General features: G+C 52.5%; 17 protein-coding genes and 1 riboswitch. Of the genes, 3 read left to right on the top strand and 14 right to left on the bottom strand.

Annotation, left to right across the window (positions count from 1 at the left end; translation table 11 throughout):
* Position 1: 1 nt before the first annotated feature.
* From N0M98_RS21680 to N0M98_RS21670, 3 genes are all read right to left on the bottom strand, one after another.
* A complete protein-coding gene (locus tag N0M98_RS21680; protein WP_249861597.1) occupies positions 2 to 694 on the bottom strand; it encodes a response regulator transcription factor in 693 nt (230 codons plus the stop codon).
* A 119-nt stretch (positions 695 to 813) separates the two neighbouring features.
* A complete protein-coding gene (locus tag N0M98_RS21675) occupies positions 814 to 2,385 on the bottom strand; it encodes a S1C family serine protease (protein ID WP_259619112.1) in 1,572 nt (523 codons plus the stop codon).
* 1,643 nt (positions 2,386 to 4,028) lie between these two features.
* Positions 4,029 to 4,457, bottom strand: coding sequence for a YugN-like family protein (locus tag N0M98_RS21670; protein ID WP_259619111.1), 429 nt, complete (start codon positions 4,455 to 4,457; stop codon positions 4,029 to 4,031).
* 193 nt (positions 4,458 to 4,650) lie between these two features.
* Between N0M98_RS21670 and N0M98_RS21665 the strand changes: the two genes are divergently transcribed.
* Complete coding sequence (locus N0M98_RS21665) at positions 4,651 to 5,943, top strand: ammonium transporter (protein WP_259619110.1); 1,293 nt, start codon at positions 4,651 to 4,653, stop codon at positions 5,941 to 5,943.
* A gap of 157 nt (positions 5,944 to 6,100) precedes the next feature.
* Here N0M98_RS21665 and N0M98_RS21660 read toward each other — a convergent pair whose 3' ends face one another.
* The 10 genes from N0M98_RS21660 to metA all read right to left on the bottom strand — a co-directional run bounded on the left by N0M98_RS21660 (position 6,101) and on the right by metA (position 16,829).
* Entirely contained in the window at positions 6,101 to 6,577 is a 477-nt protein-coding gene (locus tag N0M98_RS21660) for a hypothetical protein (protein WP_249861593.1), read from the bottom strand.
* 230 nt (positions 6,578 to 6,807) lie between these two features.
* Positions 6,808 to 7,152 (bottom strand): hypothetical protein, encoded by a 345-nt coding sequence (locus tag N0M98_RS21655; protein ID WP_249861592.1) that lies wholly within the window; start codon positions 7,150 to 7,152, stop codon positions 6,808 to 6,810.
* Positions 7,153 to 7,661: 509 nt separating this feature from the next.
* Positions 7,662 to 7,790: a hypothetical protein gene (locus tag N0M98_RS21650; protein ID WP_259619109.1), complete on the bottom strand. Its 129-nt coding sequence runs from the start codon at positions 7,788 to 7,790 to the stop codon at positions 7,662 to 7,664.
* A 62-nt stretch (positions 7,791 to 7,852) separates the two neighbouring features.
* Complete coding sequence (locus N0M98_RS21645; protein WP_249861591.1) at positions 7,853 to 8,545, bottom strand: 3D domain-containing protein; 693 nt, start codon at positions 8,543 to 8,545, stop codon at positions 7,853 to 7,855.
* A gap of 171 nt (positions 8,546 to 8,716) precedes the next feature.
* A complete protein-coding gene (gene thrS / locus N0M98_RS21640) occupies positions 8,717 to 10,660 on the bottom strand; it encodes a threonine--tRNA ligase (protein WP_259619108.1) in 1,944 nt (647 codons plus the stop codon).
* A 319-nt stretch (positions 10,661 to 10,979) separates the two neighbouring features.
* Positions 10,980 to 11,897, bottom strand: coding sequence for a putative sporulation protein YtxC (locus N0M98_RS21635; RefSeq protein WP_249861589.1), 918 nt, complete (start codon positions 11,895 to 11,897; stop codon positions 10,980 to 10,982).
* A gap of 201 nt (positions 11,898 to 12,098) precedes the next feature.
* Positions 12,099 to 13,235: a cyclic dehypoxanthinyl futalosine synthase gene (gene mqnC / locus N0M98_RS21630; RefSeq protein ID WP_249861588.1), complete on the bottom strand. Its 1,137-nt coding sequence runs from the start codon at positions 13,233 to 13,235 to the stop codon at positions 12,099 to 12,101.
* 295 nt (positions 13,236 to 13,530) lie between these two features.
* Positions 13,531 to 14,712 carry a trans-sulfuration enzyme family protein gene (locus N0M98_RS21625; protein WP_249861587.1) on the bottom strand — a complete coding sequence of 394 codons (1,182 nt, stop codon included), beginning with the start codon at positions 14,710 to 14,712 and terminating at the stop codon, positions 13,531 to 13,533.
* 6 nt (positions 14,713 to 14,718) lie between these two features.
* On the bottom strand, positions 14,719 to 15,906 hold the full coding sequence (locus N0M98_RS21620; RefSeq protein WP_249861586.1) for an aminotransferase class I/II-fold pyridoxal phosphate-dependent enzyme: 1,188 nt from the start codon (positions 15,904 to 15,906) through the stop codon (positions 14,719 to 14,721).
* Complete coding sequence (gene metA / locus N0M98_RS21615; protein WP_249861585.1) at positions 15,903 to 16,829, bottom strand: homoserine O-acetyltransferase MetA; 927 nt, start codon at positions 16,827 to 16,829, stop codon at positions 15,903 to 15,905. Before metA ends, N0M98_RS21620 begins: the two co-directional genes overlap by 4 nt.
* 121 nt (positions 16,830 to 16,950) lie before the next feature.
* Positions 16,951 to 17,091: riboswitch (SAM riboswitch) on the bottom strand.
* A gap of 508 nt (positions 17,092 to 17,599) precedes the next feature.
* Here metA and corA point away from each other — a divergent pair.
* Positions 17,600 to 18,535 carry a magnesium/cobalt transporter CorA gene (gene corA, locus N0M98_RS21610; protein WP_249861584.1) on the top strand — a complete coding sequence of 312 codons (936 nt, stop codon included), beginning with the start codon at positions 17,600 to 17,602 and terminating at the stop codon, positions 18,533 to 18,535.
* 134 nt (positions 18,536 to 18,669) lie between these two features.
* On the opposite strand, the gene N0M98_RS21605 is transcribed toward corA, so the two are convergent.
* The gene (locus tag N0M98_RS21605; RefSeq protein ID WP_249861583.1) at positions 18,670 to 19,698 is read right to left on the bottom strand and encodes an HRDC domain-containing protein; all 1,029 of its coding nucleotides are present in this window, start codon (positions 19,696 to 19,698) and stop codon (positions 18,670 to 18,672) included.
* 204 nt (positions 19,699 to 19,902) lie between these two features.
* Between N0M98_RS21605 and N0M98_RS21600 the strand changes: the two genes are divergently transcribed.
* Positions 19,903 to 20,202 carry a hypothetical protein gene (locus tag N0M98_RS21600; protein WP_249866451.1) on the top strand — a complete coding sequence of 100 codons (300 nt, stop codon included), beginning with the start codon at positions 19,903 to 19,905 and terminating at the stop codon, positions 20,200 to 20,202.
* Positions 20,203 to 20,372 lie beyond the last annotated feature (170 nt).

Below are 20,372 nucleotides of genomic sequence, written 5' to 3'. Positions count from 1 at the left end.
GTCAGCCCTCTCCTCTCAATACATACCCGGCTCCGCGAACGGTTTGAATCATCCGCTTGTGCCCATGCTCCTCCGTTTTTTGTCTAAGCAGCGCAATATAAACCTCAAGGACGTTCGACTCGCCGCTATAGTCGTAACCCCATATTTTTTCCATAATCAAATCGCGGGAAAGCACCCGCTTCGGATTTTGCATAAATAAATGCAGCAGCTCGAATTCCTTCGTCGTCAGCTCGATCAACTGGCCGCCGCGGAATACCTCCCGGGTGTCCAGATCCATGAAGACGTCCTGGTACTGGAGCCGGTTCGTCGGCTGTTCCGCTTTCTCCGCCGTCTTGCGGCGCAGCAGCACTCGAATCCGCGCAAGCAGCTCTTCGAGCGCGAACGGCTTCACCAAATAATCGTCGGCTCCGATGTCGAGCCCCTTGACCCGGTCGGCGACCTCGTCCTTGGCCGTCAGCATCAGGACCGGCACCGTCGTCCCGCCTTCGCGGATACGCCGGACAACCTCCCAGCCGTCGAGCTGCGGCATCATCACATCCAAAATAACCGCATCAGGATCATGCTCCAAAATTTGCTTCAAGCCGTCCATGCCGTGATTGGCCGTAAATACCGTATAGCCTTCGAATGCCAACGACCGGCGAAGCATGGAAGTGATTTTTTCATCGTCGTCAATTACCAATATTTTTTCTCTCATAGCAACACCGCCCTTATTAGTTATTGTATCAAAATTAGCATGTCAGATACAAAAAGAAGCAGAGCTACACAAAAGGCTTCGCTCTACTTCTTTCCTGTTATCTAACCTTTTTCTGTTTCTTATTTGCCGGTATTGTCGGCTTCGGCATTGCGGTCCCCGATCGTGACGGTGATCGACTCTTTCTTGCCGTCGCGCATAACGCCGAGCGTCGCTTGATCGTTCACTTTTAGAGCTTTGATTTTATCGACAACCTCTTGCGAAGTTTTCACCTTAGTTCCGTTCACCTCGACGATAACGTCGTAAGGGCGGATGCCCGCTTTGAATGCCGGACTTTTGCGTTCCACGTCGGAGACGATCGCTCCATCGGTATTTTCGAGCTTCAGCTCGGAAACCCATTCTTTATCGATAGCCCCGAGCTGCACGCCGATATACGGGGACGGCTCTTTAGGAATTTTTACGTTGTTTTTCAAATTATCCAGAACGCTGGAAATCGTGCTTGTCGGAATCGCGAAGCCGATCCCTTGCGCCTGCGCGCTGACCGCCGTATTGATCCCGATCACTTCGCCGTTCAAGTTGAGCAGCGGCCCGCCGGAGTTGCCGGGGTTGATCGATGCGTCGGTTTGCAGCAAATGCTTGTATTCGCGAGTGCCTTGGCTGTCGGGAATCGAGATCGGACGTTCCTTGGCGCTGAGCACCCCAACCGTTACCGTATGGTCGAAGCCGTAAGGGTTACCGATAGCGACAACCCAGTCGCCTACGTTCGTATCTTCCGCTTTGCCGAGCGGCAGGGAAGCGAATTCTTTGCCGTCTTGCGGTTCGATTTTGAGCGCGGCCAAATCGAGATCGTAGCTGTTGCCCAGCAGCTGCGCTTTGAACGGCTGGTCGTAGCCCTGCACCGTCACCCAAATTTCAGCCGCTCCGTCGATCACGTGCTCGTTGGTCAGAATATAGCCGGATTTTTCAAAAATAAACCCGGTTCCCATTCCGCCCGGCTGCAATTGCTCGGTGTCCTGGCTTTTTTGTCTTTGCTGACCGCCTCCGTTGCCTCCGAAAAACTGGCGGAAAAACGGATCGTCGAATAGCGAATTGCCGCTGCTTGCCTTAGTCTTCACCTTCGTTTCGATCTTAACCACCGCAGGACCCGATTGCTCGGCGATCTGCGCGATGTTATCCGGTCTGCCGAGGCTGAACGAAGTCGGCTTCGCCGTTCCGCCGCTGGAGGATTGGCTGGAGCTCGGGGCCGCTGTGCTGCCCAGGACGCCCTTCGATCCGGTAAATAAATTCATCTTGTCCGATGCGAACATAAGCCCCCCGACGACGACGGCCCCAGCCAAGAAAGCAATAAACCCGCTTCGGAACGAAGAGCCTCTTTTCTTTTGCTGCGGGAACTGCCAGTTTTTCATAGGATCGTCGCCCCCGCCATCCGAGACATTGTAAGAGAACGGTCTTACCGGTCTAGGCGGCGTCACTTCCACCGGCTCCCCGCTGCCTGTCGTAGATGTAATGTGAGCGTTCGTCTCATCTTGATTCATTGAGGATTTATAAGGCCCATAGGAATAATAGTATGACGGCTTCTCTTGCCCCTCGCCCCTATCCGAATTTCCCGCCGCTTCACGGGAAGAAGTATCGTTAGAAGAATCGCCTTCAGGCCGGCGAAAAAAATCATCGTATCCTTTTTTATTATCTTCCATATTGTTAACCCCTCCATCCACTAGCTTTAAAGATTTCTTGAGTTCATTTACTTTCCTTGATTTATATATTGCCTCGCCAACCTTAAAGAAACCTTAAAATTAAATAAATAGAGAGTAAAAAAGGCCGATCCCCCTAACGTAAACGATCCCCCTAAATCCCCCTTGACCTCAAGGGGGACCCCGGGCGCTCGCGCCCCTGGACCCCGCAGGTTTGGCGCAAACTCATGGGATTGCCGCTTCGATGGGACGTTGGTGCCGGTAGCCGCGTTCATCCCCTGTTCTTTGCTCCGCAAAGTAACAAGGGATACGCTTGGCTGCAGTGCGGGAACGGGCTCGTACAGAGAGCTACTTTACCGGATAGAGCGCGCGCCCGTCCTGCCGACCTTTGCCTGCGGCAAAGAACCGGCAGGAAGCGCTTAACATGCGAGTGAACATACTCTCTTCTTATATTCTACCTTTTATTTCATACCTTCATATTAGTATGTATCAAAAAGAGACGCGTGACAATACCTGCGTCTCTCTAATTATAATGATACAGCATATGCTGCACATCCAAATTATTGGGGTCCAGGGGCGACTGCCTCCCTGTCCAAAAACCGTGAGCGCGATTTTCCCGAAACAGCCCAGCGAACCCGCCGTTTTTCTCCACCCTCAAGCGGGCCCTCGAAGCCGCTTCGTCCTTGCTGGGGGTCCAGGGGCGACTGCCCCCCTGACCAAACCGTGAGCGCGATTTTCCCGAAACAGCCCAGCGAACCCATCCGTTTTGCTCCACCCTCAAGCGTGCTCTCGAAGCCGCTTCGTCCTTGCCGGGGTCCAGGGGCGACTGCCTCCCTGTCCAAAACCGTGAGCGCGATTTTCCCGAAACAGCCCAGCGAACCCATCCGTTTTTCTCCACCCTCAAGCGTGCTCTCGAAGCCGCTTCGTCCTTGCTGGGGTCCAGGGGCGACAGCCTCCCTGTCCAAAACCGTGAGCGCGATTTTCTATCGAAACAGCCCAGCGAACCCATCCGTTTTGCTCCACCCTCAAGCGGGCCCTCGAAGCCGCTTCGTCCTTGCTGGGGGTCCAGGGGCGACTGCCCCCCTGACCAAACCGTGAGCGCGATTTTCCCGAAACAGCCCAGCGAACCCGCCGTTTTGCTCCACCCTCAAGCGGGCCCTCGAAGCCGCTTCGTCCTTGCTGGGGGTCCAGGGGCGACTGCCTCCCTGTCCAAAAACCGTGAGCGCGATTTTCCCGAAACAGCCCAGCGAACCCATCCGTTTTGCTCCACCCTCAAGCGTGCTCTCGAAGCCGCTTCGTCCTTGCCGGGGGTCCAGGGGCGACTGCCTCCCTGTCCAAAACCGTGAGCGCGATTTTCTATCGAAACAGCCCAGCGAACCCATCCGTTTTGCTCCACCCTCAAGCGTGTCCGGTTCAAACTTTGCGCTAAGCAAAGCAGAACCGGACCGACGCGCGCCGATCCACTCTACGCCCCGCCAAGCACTAGCCCGTTCCCGCACTGCAGTCGAAGCGTATCCCCTGTCCCTTTGCCAAGCAAAGAACAGGGGATGAACGCGGTTCCTAGCGCCAACGTCACATCGAAGCCGCAAGCCTCTGAGTTCGCACCGAACATGCGGGGTCCAGGGGCGCAGCGCCCGGGGTCCCCCTTAAGAGTAAGGGGGATATAGGGGGATTGATTTTTCCACTTCCCGTAAAACATCCTTCGCTTTGCTCACCCATCGGTCTTCCAAGGAGGCGTCCTTGTCCACAGGCTCCTGGAACTGATCGACGAGCGCTCCGTACGTGCTGACTTGGGCTTCCTTATCCAACCCTTCATTATATAAGTGCTTCAATACAAACGGACGGCCGATGGAGATGATCGCATTCGTCGCATCGGTATTTCCGTCCAACACCCCATGCGTCACCGTAAAAGGTATTCTTAGCCATACCTTGTTCTCCTCGTCCAGGGCCCGGTCGAAATAACCGTGATCGTATTCCCAATTGCCGCCCAAAGTAAACTGATGATCCTTTAAATAATCGCGGATTTGGTCGTAGCCCTCTTCCCGGTTTATTAAGCTGGAATCCAAAGAAATCATCGTATGTATCCTCCCGCATGTTTTTAGTATATAGAATAAACGTTACATGCAGAAATTATCCACACAAGAGAAATGCGAATGATCGGATCAATATGTCAATATATCTTACGTAGTTCGTTGACATAACTATCATAGGAAACGTATAATGAGTGGCGTAGATTTTTCATATCGTTGGTCTAGAGGAGTTGAACACATGGATTTATCCGCATTGGCGAGCGGCTTGGATACGATCTGGGTAGTCCTGACCGCAGCGATGATCCTGCTGATGGAAGGCGGCTTCGCACTGCTGGAGGCCGGCTTCGTAAGGCAAAAGAACGCCGTCAGCATCATCATGAAAGTATTTGTCGATATTACCTTCGGAGCGCTCATCTTTTATTTCTTCGGATTCGGCCTTATGTACGGCAAGGATGTTTCCGGTCTCATCGGTACAAGCGGTTTCATGATGGGAGGAGACTTGACACATATCAAGCTTTCCATCTCTAACGATACGTATTGGCTGTTCCAATGCGCCTTCGTCATTGCAGTCATCTCCATCGTCTCGGGAGCGGTCGCCGAGCGCATCAACTTTCACGCTTATATTCTTTACGCCATCGCGATGACCGGGTTTATTTATCCGATTGCCGGTCATTGGGTTTGGAGCGTCGGCGGCTGGCTCGGCAGCCTCGGCATGATCGATTTCGCAGGTTCCGCCGTCATCCACGCGATGGGAGGCTTCTCCGCCTTGGCGGCTGCCATTTTCATCGGGCCGCGCATCGGCAAGTTCTCCGATGACGGTACGCCGAATATTGTACCCCCGTCCAATCTTCCGCTGGCCTCTGTCGGCGCTTTCGTCCTCTGGTTCGGCTGGTTCGGCTTCAATTCCGGCAGCACGTTGAGCGCGACGAACAGCTCGATCGGGCATATCGCCGTCACCACCATGCTGGCGGCAGCCGCCGGCGGCGCCACATGCATTCTGTTTACGATGCTGCGCTACCGCAAAGCCGACCCGCCAATGGTCATTAACGGCTCCTTGGCCGGGCTTGTCGGGATAACGGCCGGCTGTGCGTTTGTAAGCGACGGGGCCGCCATATTCATAGGAGCCGTCTGCGGAATCGCGATGGTCTTTGCTACCGAATTTCTTGAGTCCAAACGGATCGACGATCCGGTCGGCGCATTCGCCGTTCACGGAGTCAGCGGCAGCATCGGTACATTAGCGGTCGGCCTGTTCGCCAAGCCGGAGCTTGCCGCGAGCGTAGGGCAAGGGTACAGCGGGTTATTTTACGGCGGAGGCTGGTCGCTCTTAGGGGTGCAGGCGCTCGGACTCATTATCGTTGCCGTCTGGGGTTTCGCCTTAACCTGGATCGCCTTGAAGCTAATAGGCCGCTTAGCTCCGGTTCGAGTCAGCCGGGACGAGGAGCTGGTCGGTCTCGACGTAGGCATTCACGGCGTTCCCGCCTACAGTCAGGAGCATGATTTCATCGAACTCAACAAGCTGAAGAGCCGGTAATTCCCCCGGCGCGGCAAGCCGGCCGACAAAATCCTTTTAGCAAAACCTGATCCATCCCCGGCTTCGAACCGTGGATGCGATAAAACGAATGAAGGGCTATCCGGGCAGATACAATCTGCTCAAGATAGCCCTTCATTGGCGTCTATTGGAGATGCCGTTATTTGGAGCTGTCCGACTTCGACGTTACTTTTCCGTTGCGGAAAGTAATCTTGGCCGAACCGCCGTCTTTTAGCTTATACTCGTAAGTTTGCACAGGGTTGCTGCCGTCTTCGGCTTTCGCTTCGCTGATCAATTTGCCCATTTGCCCCATCGTTTTGGTTACGTCGTCGAACGACATGCCGAAATCGACTTTGCTGTATTGATCCGTCGTAACGACCGGTTGCTCCGCAGCTCCTTTCGGCGCCTCCACAGGCGGATTTTCCTTCGTTTGCCCCTGATCGGCCGACTTGTTGTTATTCGAGTCCTGCGCAGCCGGCGTAGGCGTCGGCGTTGGGGATGGTGCAGGAGATTGAGTTTGCTGCGACGTATCCGGCGTAGGCGTCGGCGATGCCGTGCCTGCTTGGTCCGTTTGCTTGGAGCAAGCGGAAACTAACATAGTTAAAGCAAATAGTGCGATGAGTGCTTGGCGCTTCATCAGATCCCTCCATTCATGATTGTCATTCACAGATGACCTTAGTCTGCAGCCGCTCGACTAGAACTCATTATAACGACTTTTTTGTCGCAAAGCAAAACCAGGTGTCGACTTTACTGTTTATTATCACCAAAAATGTGCGTGAAAACGCACAAAATAGGCCCCTTTTTCGCATCTCATGTCGAGGATTGGCGAAGGAGCCGTGCTCTCGTTCCTTAAAACGAATGCTTCCATTACAGGCCGATCTCTTTCTCCAGGTCGTCGCTGATAGCTACATAATCCGACGGCTTGCTGCCGTTCAAAATCGCCCTCGCCTGTTCCGCCTCCGCGCGGAGCTGACGAATTTGCTCCATCGGCCTTTTCACATAATGGATATATTCCACAGCCAAATGATGATCCGGCTTTTTTCCGGCAAATATTTTTCGAAAAGATGACATCGCCTGATAGTTCCTTTCTTCTATCAATCGTTTCTTCTCGTACCTTTCGATCACTTGCTCTATTTCCGCGATCTGTTCTTCCTTGCGGGCAATATACCTTTCCAAAAAAGGGAAAACTTCTGCTGCTTTTCGTTTAGTCATCGCGCTCATACTCCCCATCGTCAAAGCATTCAGCATGGGATATCACCTATCTTTTAATGTCAACTTTCATAACAGTGATTTTATTTTACACTAAATAGCCCGTTTTGAAAATAACTAATTTTTTTCATGACGATTAAGGAGGAGATCTGAATAATTAAAATAAACAAACGGAGGTTAGCAGGCATTCTTAAGCGTTAAAAAGAGGGAGGTAGGGACGTTCCAATTATTTTCAATTGATGAACAAATCCCCCAAAAGCCATCCATGCCGCCGACGCGGCACCACAGACAATGGAAATGGGGTACCAAGAGTAATTTCCAGGGTAGTGACGTGATGCTCTGAAGCTTATTCCGTCCGCGTCCAGCCTAAGCTGGATCGGCGACAAACCCTTCCTCTGGGATCGTTCTATGGGTAGACTTTACTTTCGGGGGAGACCCCGGATTTCCACAGGATATTGCTGCGCATCATTTCCTAAATGAAAAAACCGGCGCATCCGCGCCGGTCTGGTATGTTAGTATTTAGAGTTATTGTCGGCACTTTCGTTAGCGTTGTTTTGCGCCGATTGTTTTGCGTTTTTAGCTGTTACCTCTTGGGAAAACTCTGTATCGTTTTGTTGCTTCTTATTTTTGTTTTTAGCCATGATGTTCACCTCCCCTTACAATCATTAGTATGAGCAAGGTGAAAGGCGATTATGTTGGAAGTTTAAAACAAAATCTCGTTTTCCAACTGGCTCCAGATCATTTTCGTAATTTTTCCGTCGCCTTTTTTAACAACGAACACATTTAATGTCTTTTTTCCCCATTCCCGATACACTTGGTCTTTGGTCTCGAAATACAGGTCAATCCGGTTGCCCTTGATGGCGCTCCCCGTATCCGCTACGACTCCGTATCCGTATCCCGGTATCCAGAGCACGGTTCCCAGAGGGAAGACATTCGGATCGGCGGCAATAGTAGAGAATGAATTTTTGTTGCGCTGCACCTTCATTCCGGAGAAGGTCACTCCGTATTCGGGATGACCTGGATTTTTTCCGGTCGATTCTTCGCCTGCGTAGTAGCCCGTAGCAACCACTTCCACCGCGGTGAACTTGGAGATATCTTTTTTCAAATTCGGCAAAAACATATATTTGTCGCTTTGTTTTTCGGTATATTCAGCACGGCTTGTTTGTTTTACCGAAGATACGGCCTTGGTCTCTTTAACTCCATCTTGCGTTTCCGGCTTGGCCGGAGCAGACGTGCTTACGCTTGAAGCCAGTGACGGTATAACCTGATTCCACTCGCTATCGGCGGAACGGTTTTGCGCGAGCGATTGCTGCTCTTGATCCAGCACCATGAACAATCCCAACAAAATGACGATCAAACAGATCCATTTCGCATGACTTGCGGCTTTTGGTAACATACTTGGTTTAAAACCTCCCCTTAATATAAGAGGCTGTCCAATTACTTCTAGGATTATACAAGCTTGCGAAATGGTTCTTTGTCCGCCGCGCGTCTTGAACCGATTTTTGAAGTAAAAAAAGGACTTACCCTAAGTAAAAGGATAAGTCCTCGCCGACCGTCCGAGGGACGATTAATCGATTTGTTTCGTACGAACCGCTTCGCTAATCAGCTGCACGACGCTGTCCAGGCTTTGCACGCCCAGGTCGCCCTGCCCGCGCTTGCGGAGCGAAACGCTTTGGCTGTTCATCTCATTCTCGCCGACAACGAGCATATACGGGATTTTCTCCAGCTGCGCTTCGCGGATCTTATAGCCCAGCTTCTCGTTGCGCAGATCGGATTCTACGCGAATGCCCGCCAGCTGCAGCTTTTCTTCAACTTGCTTGGCATAGCCTTCGAAGGCCGTAGATACCGGGATCACCTTCGCTTGAACCGGAGACAGCCAAGTCGGCAAATTGCCGGCGAAGTTCTCCAGCAAGAACGCCGTCATCCGTTCCATGGTGGAGATGATGCCGCGGTGAATGACGACCGGACGATGCTTCTGGCCGTCCTCGCCGACATATTCCAACTGGAACCGCTCTGGGAGCAGGAAGTCCAGCTGCGCGGTGGACAAGGTTTCTTCCTTCTTGAGCGCCGTTTTGATTTGTACGTCCAGTTTAGGGCCGTAGAACGCCGCCTCGCCTTCCGCTTCGTAGAACGGCAGCTCCAGCTCCTCAACGACTTCGCGCAGCATGCGCTGCGACATTTCCCACATGTTATCGTCCGGGAAATATTTCTCCGTATCCTGAGGATCGCGGTAAGACAGACGGAACCGGTACTCGGTGATTCCGAAATCTTCGTACACTTGGCGAATCAGGTTGATGACGCGTGCAAATTCTTCCTTGATTTGATCCGGACGGCAGAAAATATGCGCGTCGTTAAGCGTCATCGCGCGCACGCGGTGCAAGCCCGTCAATGCGCCCGACATTTCGTAGCGGTGCATCGTGCCAAGCTCGGCTACGCGGATCGGCAAATCGCGGTAGCTGCGCATGTCGCTCTTATATATCATCATATGATGCGGACAGTTCATCGGGCGAAGCACAAGTTCCTCGTTGTCCATAATCATTTTGGGGAACATATCCTCTTGGTAATGCTCCCAGTGTCCGGAAGTTTTGTACAGCTCTACATTGGCGAGAACCGGCGTATAGACGTGCTGGTAGCCGAGTCTCTCTTCCAGATCGACGATATAGCGCTCCATCGTGCGGCGCACTTTGGCGCCGTGAGGAAGCCATAGCGGGAGGCCTTGTCCGACTTCGCGGGAGAAGGTGAACATCTTCAGTTCTTTCCCCAGCTTGCGGTGGTCGCGCTTCTTCGCTTCTTCAAGCAGATGCAGATGCTCTTCAAGCTCGGCTTTTTTCGGGAACGCCGTGCCGTAAATGCGCTGGAGCATTTTATTCTTGGAATCTCCGCGCCAGTATGCGCCCGCTACGCTGAGCAGCTTGAACGCCTTAATGCGGCCTGTGGACGGCAAATGCGGCCCCCGGCACAAGTCGAAAAACTCGCCTTGATCGTAAATCGTCAGCACGGAATCCTCAGGCAAATCGCGGATCAATTCCAGCTTCAGCGGGTCTTCCATATCGGTGAAAATGCGGATCGCTTCTTCGCGGCTGACGACACGGCGGCGAATCGGCAAATTCTCCTGCGCGATCTTCTCCATTTCTTTCTCGATTTTGACCAGATCCTCCGGCGTTACCGGCGTTTCCAAATCGATATCGTAATAAAACCCGTCTTCGATCACCGGGCCGATTCCCAGCTTGACCGCTTTTTCTCCGTAAATGCGCTTTAGCGCCTGAGCCATCAAGTGAGCCGTGCTGTGACGGTATACTTCAAGCCCCGCTTCGCTGTCCAGCGTGACGATTTCCAGCGCGGCATCCTGCTCCAAAGGAGTGTTCAGATCGACGACTTTGCCGCCCACCTTGCCTACAACCGCATTTTTCTTAAGGCCCGAGCTGATCGAACCCGCCACATCTTCAATTGTCGTTCCTTGCTCGTACTCTCTTACCGCCCCGTCGGGGAACGTTACTTTTACCGCTGCCATGCTTATCCAATCCTCCTGTATTATGCTGGAAAACATAAAAAGCGCATCATCCCATAGAAGGGACGAGTGCGCTTGGTCTCGTGGTTCCACCCTAGTTCAATTCGCGTAGCTGGAAACAGCCGGCGAATCCTCGTAAGCATCCTGTAACGGGAATGAACCGGAGATATATACTAACCGGGAATCGTCCGCTTGCGACTAAACCCGCGTTCCACATCTCGGCTACAAAGGGGTAAATGATTGTCGTTGACTGAGGAAGCTTGCAGCCTAAGACTTCCTTCTCTGAGCAGCACTTCAACCATTGTTATCTTTGATCGTTGCCTTACCCTTTATTATAGTCGGCGGCGGCGGATCGGTCAAGATTATGGCATAGTCCGCAATAGTCGCACAGCTGGACACGATTCTCGAAAATTTGCTTGATCGTCTTAATAACCTGAACTTCAGGGTCTCGAGTATGGATATAGATCTGCTGCGGCGAAACCGAGATTAAAGTGCTGACGATCACATCTTCAAAATTGATGTCCTTCTCCAGCATTTCAACGGTCACCGTAGCATCGTTCTCGCTCGTATCGATGGGCTCCATCGAATCGTTGAGCAAAGCGAATTCATTGCCGCCTTTATGTATCAAATGAGCGACAGGTATTTTGGCTTCCTGGATATAGACAAAATATTTCAAAAGAGAAATGAACTCCTGATACTGCTGATCCATCAAAAATTCATCGACCGCATATTCAACCATTTCATGGAGCTCCTCCATATAATCGTGCAGCCGAAAATGGATAAACCCTTCCAGATTCAAGTCCGTGTGCTCCTGCAAATATTCGAAAACCGCCTGTGCGATAATCTGCTTGCGGCGGGAGAACGTCTGCTCGAACGGAGGTTCCCCGGCTTCGCCGAAGGCCCCGGGAAGGCAGTAGCTTAAGATGGAGCGTATTTCTTCATCCTTCTTATATTCGTAATGACGCGCGATCAGCGAACGGAGCAAGCCTTCTTCTTCCTCATGAATGATCCACTCCGCGAGCGCATCCGCCGTTTTTGAATAGAGGGTGTCCGTCCGTCTGTCCAATTGAAAGCGAGGAAAAATGCCCTCGGCCAGAATGGTCGAACAAGCGCCGAAACGCTGTACGTGTACCGCCAGATGACTTTTATATACTTGCCGCGCCGCCTGCTCCACAGCATCGCGAAGACGCTGAACCGCATCATCCGGCATTTTCGCCACAGTCAAGGCAAACAGTTTCATCTTGCTCACTCCTTTCTTCCCTTACTTCTCTTTTTTAAGTATATGGTCGCCGGAGAGCATATATACAAACAACAATTTCCCATGACTAACGCCGGCCGTTTTCAAGAACGACAAAAAACGCTTATCTACACGAATCCCTCCATCGGATTCATATAGACAAGCGTTATGCGCCGTAAGTGCAGCGAATTCTAAATTGGCCAATTAATTTTGCATAATAAAGTCGTTGTCAACCTTCTCGTCCACATCATCAAACACGCGAAGAATCTCGTATCTCGTGTTGCGCTGCGCGGGGATTTTGCCCGCTTCGCGGATAATGTCCAGCGTCGAGCCGATGTTGACCTTATGGGTCGTGCCGGCGGCGGAGACGACGTTCTCTTCGATCATCGTGCTGCCGAAGTCGTTGCAGCCGAAATGCAGCGAGCGTTTGCCGACCTCCGGCCCCATCGTCACCCAGGACGATTGGAAGTTCGGAATATTGTCGAGCATAATCCGGCTGATCGCCACATTTTTCAAATAATCTTCCGGCCCGAGCTTATCCGCCTTCAGATTCGTATTGTCCGGCTGGAATGTCCAGGAAATAAACGCCAGGAATCCCGGGGAATTCCATTTGTTGGCAATGCATTCGTCTTGAGCGTCGCGGACGCGCAGCAGATGCAAGGCGCGCTCTTCCATCGACTCGCCGAAGCCGATAACCATCGTGGCGGTCGTAGACATGCCGACCCGGTGCGCCGTCTGCATGACGTCCATCCAATCGCGCCAGGAGCCTTTCAGGCGGCTGATTTTGCGGCGGGTGCGGTCGTCGAGAATTTCCCCGCCTCCGCCCGGCAGCGAGTCCAATCCGGCGGCATGCAGCTCGCGAACGACTTCTTCCAGCGTCAACCCTTCGGATACTTCCTTCATTTTCATAATCTCCGCAGGAGAGAAGGAGTGCATCGTAATATTGAAGCGTTTCTTAATCTCGCGCAGCAAATTCGTATAGTAGGAGAACGGAAGGTTCGGATTCGTTCCGCCCTGCATCAAAATCTCGGTACCGTTCACATCCAGCGTCTCCTGGATTTTCTGGAAGATCGTTTCGTCCGGGAGCACGTAGCCTTCCTTCGAGCCCGGCGAGCGGTAAAACGCGCAAAAACGGCAGTATACATCGCAAATGTTCGTATAGTTAATATTGCGTCCAATGACGAAAGTGGTAATTGGCTCCGGATGATGCCTCAGCATAATTTGATTTGCGACATGACCCATTTTTTCGATCTCGTCGGATTCGTACAACCGAATACAATCTTCCAATCCGATCCGGTTTCCGGCCAGCGCACTATCTAGGATGCGGTCTATGGAACTCATCCTGTGCTCACTCCTTTTGCTATCTATTGCCAAACTATTTTGCATACGAAAAAACTTATAAAATCATGGTACCACAAACATAGGCCCGAGTCATTGAAAAAAACGTGAAAAAGAGACTGCCTTCCCGGGTATGCACCCGAAAAGACACTCTCTATTCATATTTAACGGCGCCAAAAATTATGCCCCGTCCGCTTTGATAGCAGGTTTTTAAAAGGGCGGTGAAAAACAAGCAGCCTGCCGTCGATAGAAGCTTCCTCTCGCTGTTGCAGCTTCGCCACGCTTCTATAAGAGGAGGCTAAACGCCGCGAAGCGCTTGATCGAGATCGGCGATGATGTCCTCGATATTCTCAAGACCGACCGAATAACGGACAAGACCGTCGGTAATTCCTCGCTCCAGACGCACTTCGCGCGGCATCGCCGCATGGGACATCATCGCGGGGTACGAGAGAATGCTCTCTACAGCCCCGAGACTGACCGCTACGAGCGGGATTTGCACCTGGTGAAGCACCTGCTTGGCGCGCTCGCCGGAACCGATGTCGAAGGAAACGACGGCCCCGTAGCCCTTGGACTGCTTCTCATGAATTTCGCGTCCGGGATGTCCGGTAAGCCCCGGATAATATACCTTCTCCACGTTCGGATGAGCGGACAGCCATTCGGCCAGACGGCGGGCACTCTGCTCATGCGCTTCCATGCGCGCCTGCAGCGTCTTCATCCCGCGCATCAGCAGCCAGGAGTCGTATACGCCGAGAATCGTGCCCATTCCGTTCTGCACCTGCTTCATTTGCTGTCCGAGGCTCTCGTTGGCGGTGACGGCCAGACCGGCCGTGACGTCGCTGTGGCCGCCCAAAAACTTGGTCGCGCTGTGCAGCACCAGATCGACGCCGAGCTCGATAGGACGCTGATGATACGGCGTCATAAACGTGTTATCCAGCATCGTCAGCAGCCCTTGCTGCTTGGCCCAAGCCGTAATCTCCGCGATGTTCGTAATTTTCAACGTCGGATTGGAGGGCGTCTCCATAAAGACAACCTTCGTATTCGGCTTGAGCGCCGCCTTCACTTGCTCCAGATCGGTCATATCGACGAATGTCGTCTCCACGTTCATTCGCGTCATGATCGTGCTGAGCAAACGGTACGTTCCGCCGTACACATCCTCGGTGCAGATGACATGATCCCCTGCCGACAGCATCATGAACGCCGCCGATATGGCCGCCATGCCGGAGGCGAAGGCGAAGCCGCGGTCGCCGCCTTCCAGGAGGGCGATATAATCCTCCAGCGCTTGCCGCGTCGGGTTGCCGGAACGGGTATAATCGTATTCCTGCTGTTCATCGAGCGAAAACTGATGGAAGGTCGACGCTTGATAGATCGGTACGCTGGAAGCGCCCGTTCTCGGGTCGATCTCCGACCCGAAGTGGATCAGCTTGGTTGCAAACTGACGCTCTGTCTGTTCGTTCTTGCCGTTAGGCTCGTTTGCTGCCATTACGCCTTAAGCCCCCTCTATCTCGGACTGCGCCAAATCGATAGCGCGAGCCAAATCCGCGATCAGATCGTCCGCATGCTCGATGCCTACGGAATAACGCAGCAGACGGTCGTCGACGCCCACCCGGCGGCGGATGTCTTCCGGAATGTCGGCATGCGTCTGCACAGCCGGATACGTCATCAGCGATTCTACTCCGCCGAGGCTTTCGGCGAATGCGATCAGCTGAATATGGCGCAAAATCGGCTCGATAAAGCGGGCGTCCTTCATTTTGAAAGAGAAAATACCGGTATTCCCGGATGATTGCTTCTTCTGAACGACATAGCCCGGATGACTCTCCAGCGCCGGATAATAGACGGCTTCCACTTGAGGATGATTTAACAAAAATTCGGCGATTTTGGTCGCGTTATGTTGATGGCGTTCCATACGGATGGCGAGGGTTTTCATCCCGCGCATCAAAAGCCAGCTATCCTGCGGATTCAGCACGGCGCCGATCGAATTGTGCAAAAACGCCATTTGCTCGGACAATTCCTTGCCTTTGGTCACGATGAGACCGGCCAGCACGTCGTTATGTCCGCCTAAGTATTTGGTCGCGCTGTGAATGACGATATCGGCTCCAAGCTCGATCGGACGCTGGAAGAACGGCGTCAGCAGCGTATTGTCCACGATGGACAAAATGCCCTTCTTCTTCGCCCAGCCGCAAACGAGCTCCAGATCGGTAATCATCATCAGCGGGTTCGTCGGCGTCTCGATCAACACCGCTTTCGTATTCGACTGATAATGCGATTCGAGCGCGTCCAGATCATTCGTATCCACATAAGTCGCGGTCACGCCGAAGCGCGACATAATTTTCTCCAGAAGCCGATACGTCCCGCCGTACAAATCCAGAGAGACGATCAGATGATCGCCTTGGCTGAACAAGGCAAAGATCGTCTGCAGAGCAGCCATGCCGGAGCTGCAGGCGAATCCGGCGTCACCGGACTCCAGCTCCGCTATCGCGTCCTCAAGCACCTTGCGGGTCGGGCTCTTCGTGCGGGCGTAATCGAAGCCCGTGCTTTGTCCGAGCTTCGGATGACGGAACGCCGTCGCTTGGTAAATAGGGAAGCTGACTGCGCCTGTCACAGGCTCTTCCTGAGAGCCGATTTGGGCTAACCGGCTCTCGATTTTCAACTTGCTCTCGCTGTGCTGCTCGCTCATATACAGTATTCCTCCTTGTGCAGATCAAACGGTGTCTCTTGGTACACATAATAGTTAAGCCAGTTGGAGAACAGCAGGTTCGCATGCGCTCTCCACGATACGAGCGGCTGCTTGGTCGGATCGTCGTTCGGGTAATAATTTTTCGGAACGGCAACGTCCATCCCTTTGTTGACGTCGCGGTCGTATTCGTATTTCAAGGTACACGCATCGTATTCCGAATGTCCGGTTACGAATATTTGTTTGCCGTCCTTCGTGCCGACGATATAGACGCCCGCCTCCGAAGACTCGGACCAGATTTCAAGCTCGGGAACATTCTCAATGTCCTCGCGGCGCACCTCGGTGTGGCGCGACTGCGGAACGAGGAACAACTCATCGAAGCCGCGGAGCAGCTTCACGTTGCTTGTGCTGATATAGTGCGGGAAGACGCCGAACATTTTCTCTTCCAGCGGATATTTCGGAACGCCGAAGTGATGATACAGCCCCGCCTGGGCGGCCCAGCAAATATGCAGCGTCGACGTCACATTTTCGCGGCTCCAATCCATGATTTGCCTCAGTTCATCCCAATAATTCACATCCTCGAAGTCGAGCTGTTCAACCGGAGCGCCGGTAATGATCAGACCGTCGAAGCGCTCTCCCCGCACATCGTCGAACGTTTTATAAAACTGCTCCAGATGCTCGACGGACGTATTTTTCGAAGTATGCGTCCTCGGATGCAGCAGCACAAACTCGACTTGCAGCGGGGTATTGCCGATCAGCCGGAGAATTTGCGTTTCCGTCGTTTCCTTGGTCGGCATCAGGTTCATTATCGCGATTCGCAGCGGACGAATATCTTGGTGGAAAGCCACCGTTTCATCCATCACGAAGATGTTTTCGTTCATCAGAATTTCTCGGGCTGGCAAATGATCTGGAATTTTGATTGGCATAGGTATATCCTCCTTTTTTGTAGGCGTTTGTGTTTGTTTCCGGGTAAACTCCTGCAAAAAGGCACTAAAAAAGGCCTTTTTCGCGCGCACGAGAAAGGCCTTGTCAATTCAACAATGTCCTCTCTCATCTCTCAGAAGCTTACGCTTCCGCAAGATTTAGCACCGTGCTTCCTGTCCATGCCCGCCTGCGCGGATATGAGCTTAAGGATAGTCGGTTGCCGGGTATCATCGGGCTAGTCCCTCCACCTGCTCTTGATAAGAGTTTGAAACTTGAAATATGAAATTGTAGTTCTATACCTACTGTATACGAAAATAAAGGGAACGTCAAGACAGTATTCCGCATCCCGCTCCGCTCTTTAAGAATATCACTTTCCCCGCAAACGGCATATTATATCGTAGACCCGAAAAAAATTGCAAAAAATAGAGCAGACCCACCTTGAAGAGCGGCAATCGAGCGGTTATACTAGACAAGTAATTCGACAACACTAGCAAAGGGGTGCACCAAACGAATGGACGGAGACCCGAGGAGTAGTATCTTTCGTTCAGCGACAACAGAATATTTCGTTTGGAATGCCGACGGCTTACGCCGCTCGTTCGCATGCACCGGACTGTCCTTTGCTTAGGAACCAGGTCGCCGCAGCCGTTTACGGCCGGCTTATGACTTTTTGACCTCTACGCCTAGCCTAGATGCTGTCCGGCGAATCGGCGACGTTTCTTCCGTCTGCATTCCTCACGAGCTAACTCAAGCTACATGTGAAGGGGTGGAGCAGATGAAAGCACGTTTGGTTCAGGACGGCATTTTTACTTTAATTGAGGATATTACCCAAACGATCGAGGCGCCGGAGCATGGATTTTATTGGATCGATGCCGATGTTGACGATTTGACGATTTTACAGCCCTTATTTCATCTTCATGAATTGGCAGTGGAAGACTGCTTGACGGAAGAAGAACAGCGTCCGAAGATCGAGCTGTACGATACCCATTATTTTATCGTCGTCAACAGCATCCGGTTTGATGATGAAGAAATTTTTCTGCGGGCGCTCAATATATTTCTCGGCAAGCATTATATCATTACCGTGACCCGGCAAAAAATTAACGAGCTGCGCGCTTTGAAACCGGTGCTTTGGGAAGAGGAAGTCGGCGCGCCGGACCGTTTCTTGTATCATTTGATTGACCTTGTCGTCGATAACTATACGAATGTCGGCGACCGGATCGAAGCGAAGATCGAGAAGCTGGAAGAAGATATACTGATGAATACGAAAAAATCGCATTTGAACGAAATTATCGGTCTGCGAAGCGAAATTTTATGGCTCAAGAAAGTGCTCGTTCCGCAAAAAGAAGTGATCGCGACGTTAAACCGCAAAGAACTGCGGCTCATTAGCGATCCGCTCAAAAAATACTTCGGCGATATCTACGAAAACGCCGTAAAAATATCCGAGAACTTCGATACGTTCCGCGATTTGATGGCGAACTTACGAGAAGCTTACCAGTCCAGCCTGTCGAACCGCGCCAACGAAATCATGCGCATATTTACCGCGCTCACGACCATTTTCATGCCGCTCACATTCATCACCGGTATTTACGGAATGAACTTCGAGCATATTCCCGGCATCCATTGGGAGTACGGCGGCGTCGCTGCGGTCATCCTGATGTTTGTTATCGGCATTTCGATGTTCGTTCTGTTTCGTAAAAAGGGCTGGCTATGAACGCGGCTCGTTTCTATATATAGTAAACTCTTGCCTTGGACGGTATCGGCCGCTTAAGGCAAGAGTTTTTTGCGTTCGGACCGTAAGCGAGCCCGAAGCCGAAGCTGTCATATTAGGCGGCCGGGACGAAACGATTAACCGGCGACGGCTTCCTGGCTTGCCTGCTCCTGCGATGCTTGTGCCTTACGAAACTTCATCCGCAGCAGGCGCAACCATTCATAAATCCGGTCGACCTCCTTTCCGTCAAGCTCCTCTTGCTTATACAGCGATTGCAAAATCGGCTTCAAATACTTGTCCCCGCGCAGCTCGAAAGCCTCCCAAGCCAGACTCAGCTCTTCTTCCGGAACCCGCTTCAGTTCAAGCTCAATGTACGCCTCCAAATCATAGCCCTCCCTGTCCAGCTCCTCCAGCCAGATCATCAAATCTCTCGGCTGAAGCTGCAGCTCTTCCCGCAGCTGTTCCAGGCTGTCGCCGCGGGTCACCGCCTCAAGCAGCCTGCGCTTCGTCTCGCGCTTCGTTTGCTCCAGCTGCTGCTTGCGCTGCTTCTCCTGCTGCTGCCAGGCTTGAAACTGCAGCAGATTCACACTGTCCTCCACCCAATCCAGCGGAAATGAAGTCGTCCGCTCATATTGACGCGTGAACTTCAACAGCTCCGCTCCATACAGCGCGGCTTTATTCGCGCCAAATCCGGGAATTTGGCTTAATTCCTCTTCGGTGTGAGGGAGGAACGCGCAGATCATCCGCAGCAGACGGTTGGTCGCGACCAAAAAGGGCGATTTGCCTTCTTTGCCCGCCTGCTTAAGCCGCCATTGACGAAGCGCCTCGTACAGTTCTTCGCTCGTGTGCTGCTCGCTGTAAAACTGCAGCAGCTGGATTCGCGCGGAGCGGCTGTCCAACGAAACCCGCTCCAGAAGCAGGGCCGGGTCCAATACCGGCTTGAAGCCTTCATGCCGCTTGACGAGCATCCGCTCGCGGAACGCCGCGATCAGCTCCTCCCAGCTCGTTCCTTCAAACCAAGTTTCATGGGTTAATCTGCCGTCTTCTTTCGTCTCCTGCCATCCTGCGATCCACTTCCCATGACTTTCACCGATGGAAGCCTGCGCTCCCCGCGTGCGGTCGTCGCCAACCTGCTTCTCCATACTGTTCAGAAATAACAGATTCATTCCATATCCCACCCTCGCCATCAGATATATATTCAAACGCAAAAAAGCACCCCTCCTACGTAAAGTAAGAGAGGTGCTTCCTCTAAGCGCGTTTGAAATTATTCCCATATTATCATACAACCTCCATGAAAGCAAGAGGAATAACGATTTTCCCATGAAGGCAATCTAAAAGCAGTACTGTAAAAAAAGCGAGGTGCAAGCATGATGGCCAATCCGGAAAATGAACAAAACGGCTTCCTGGAAGAGGACCGCCATCGTTATACCGATGTCAAAACCGTCGAATCTCAGCGCAACGACCTAACCGCCGAAGAGTTCCCTGAAGGGCCGTACGGCGCGACGTTTCACGAAGCCACCTTGGGCAAAAGTTCTCCGTGGCGTGAGGATCAGCGTCCTCCCAATCGTTTCACTTACGAGAACCGCGAGCTCCACGAAGGAATCTCCCGGGATTACCCGGGATCTCATCCTACGCATGACGGTCCGGGCGACGATTTGATTGATGATTGATCAGCGGGCGTCCTCGTCCCGCTAGGCTGCAACGAACAAATCCCCCAAAAGCCATCCATGCCGCTGACGCGGCACCATTGATGATGAAAATGGGGTTGGTACTAACAAAAAACGTTAACACTGCTACTATGGCTGGCGAGGAAGGTCGGTTCACTTTGGTGTCCTGAACC

This window comes from Paenibacillus doosanensis (genome assembly GCF_025060755.1).
Classification (GTDB): domain Bacteria; phylum Bacillota; class Bacilli; order Paenibacillales; family NBRC-103111; genus Paenibacillus_S; species Paenibacillus_S doosanensis.
The sequence above is the reverse complement of the archived record's forward strand: the minus strand, read 5'-3'. Positions and strand labels throughout refer to the sequence as shown.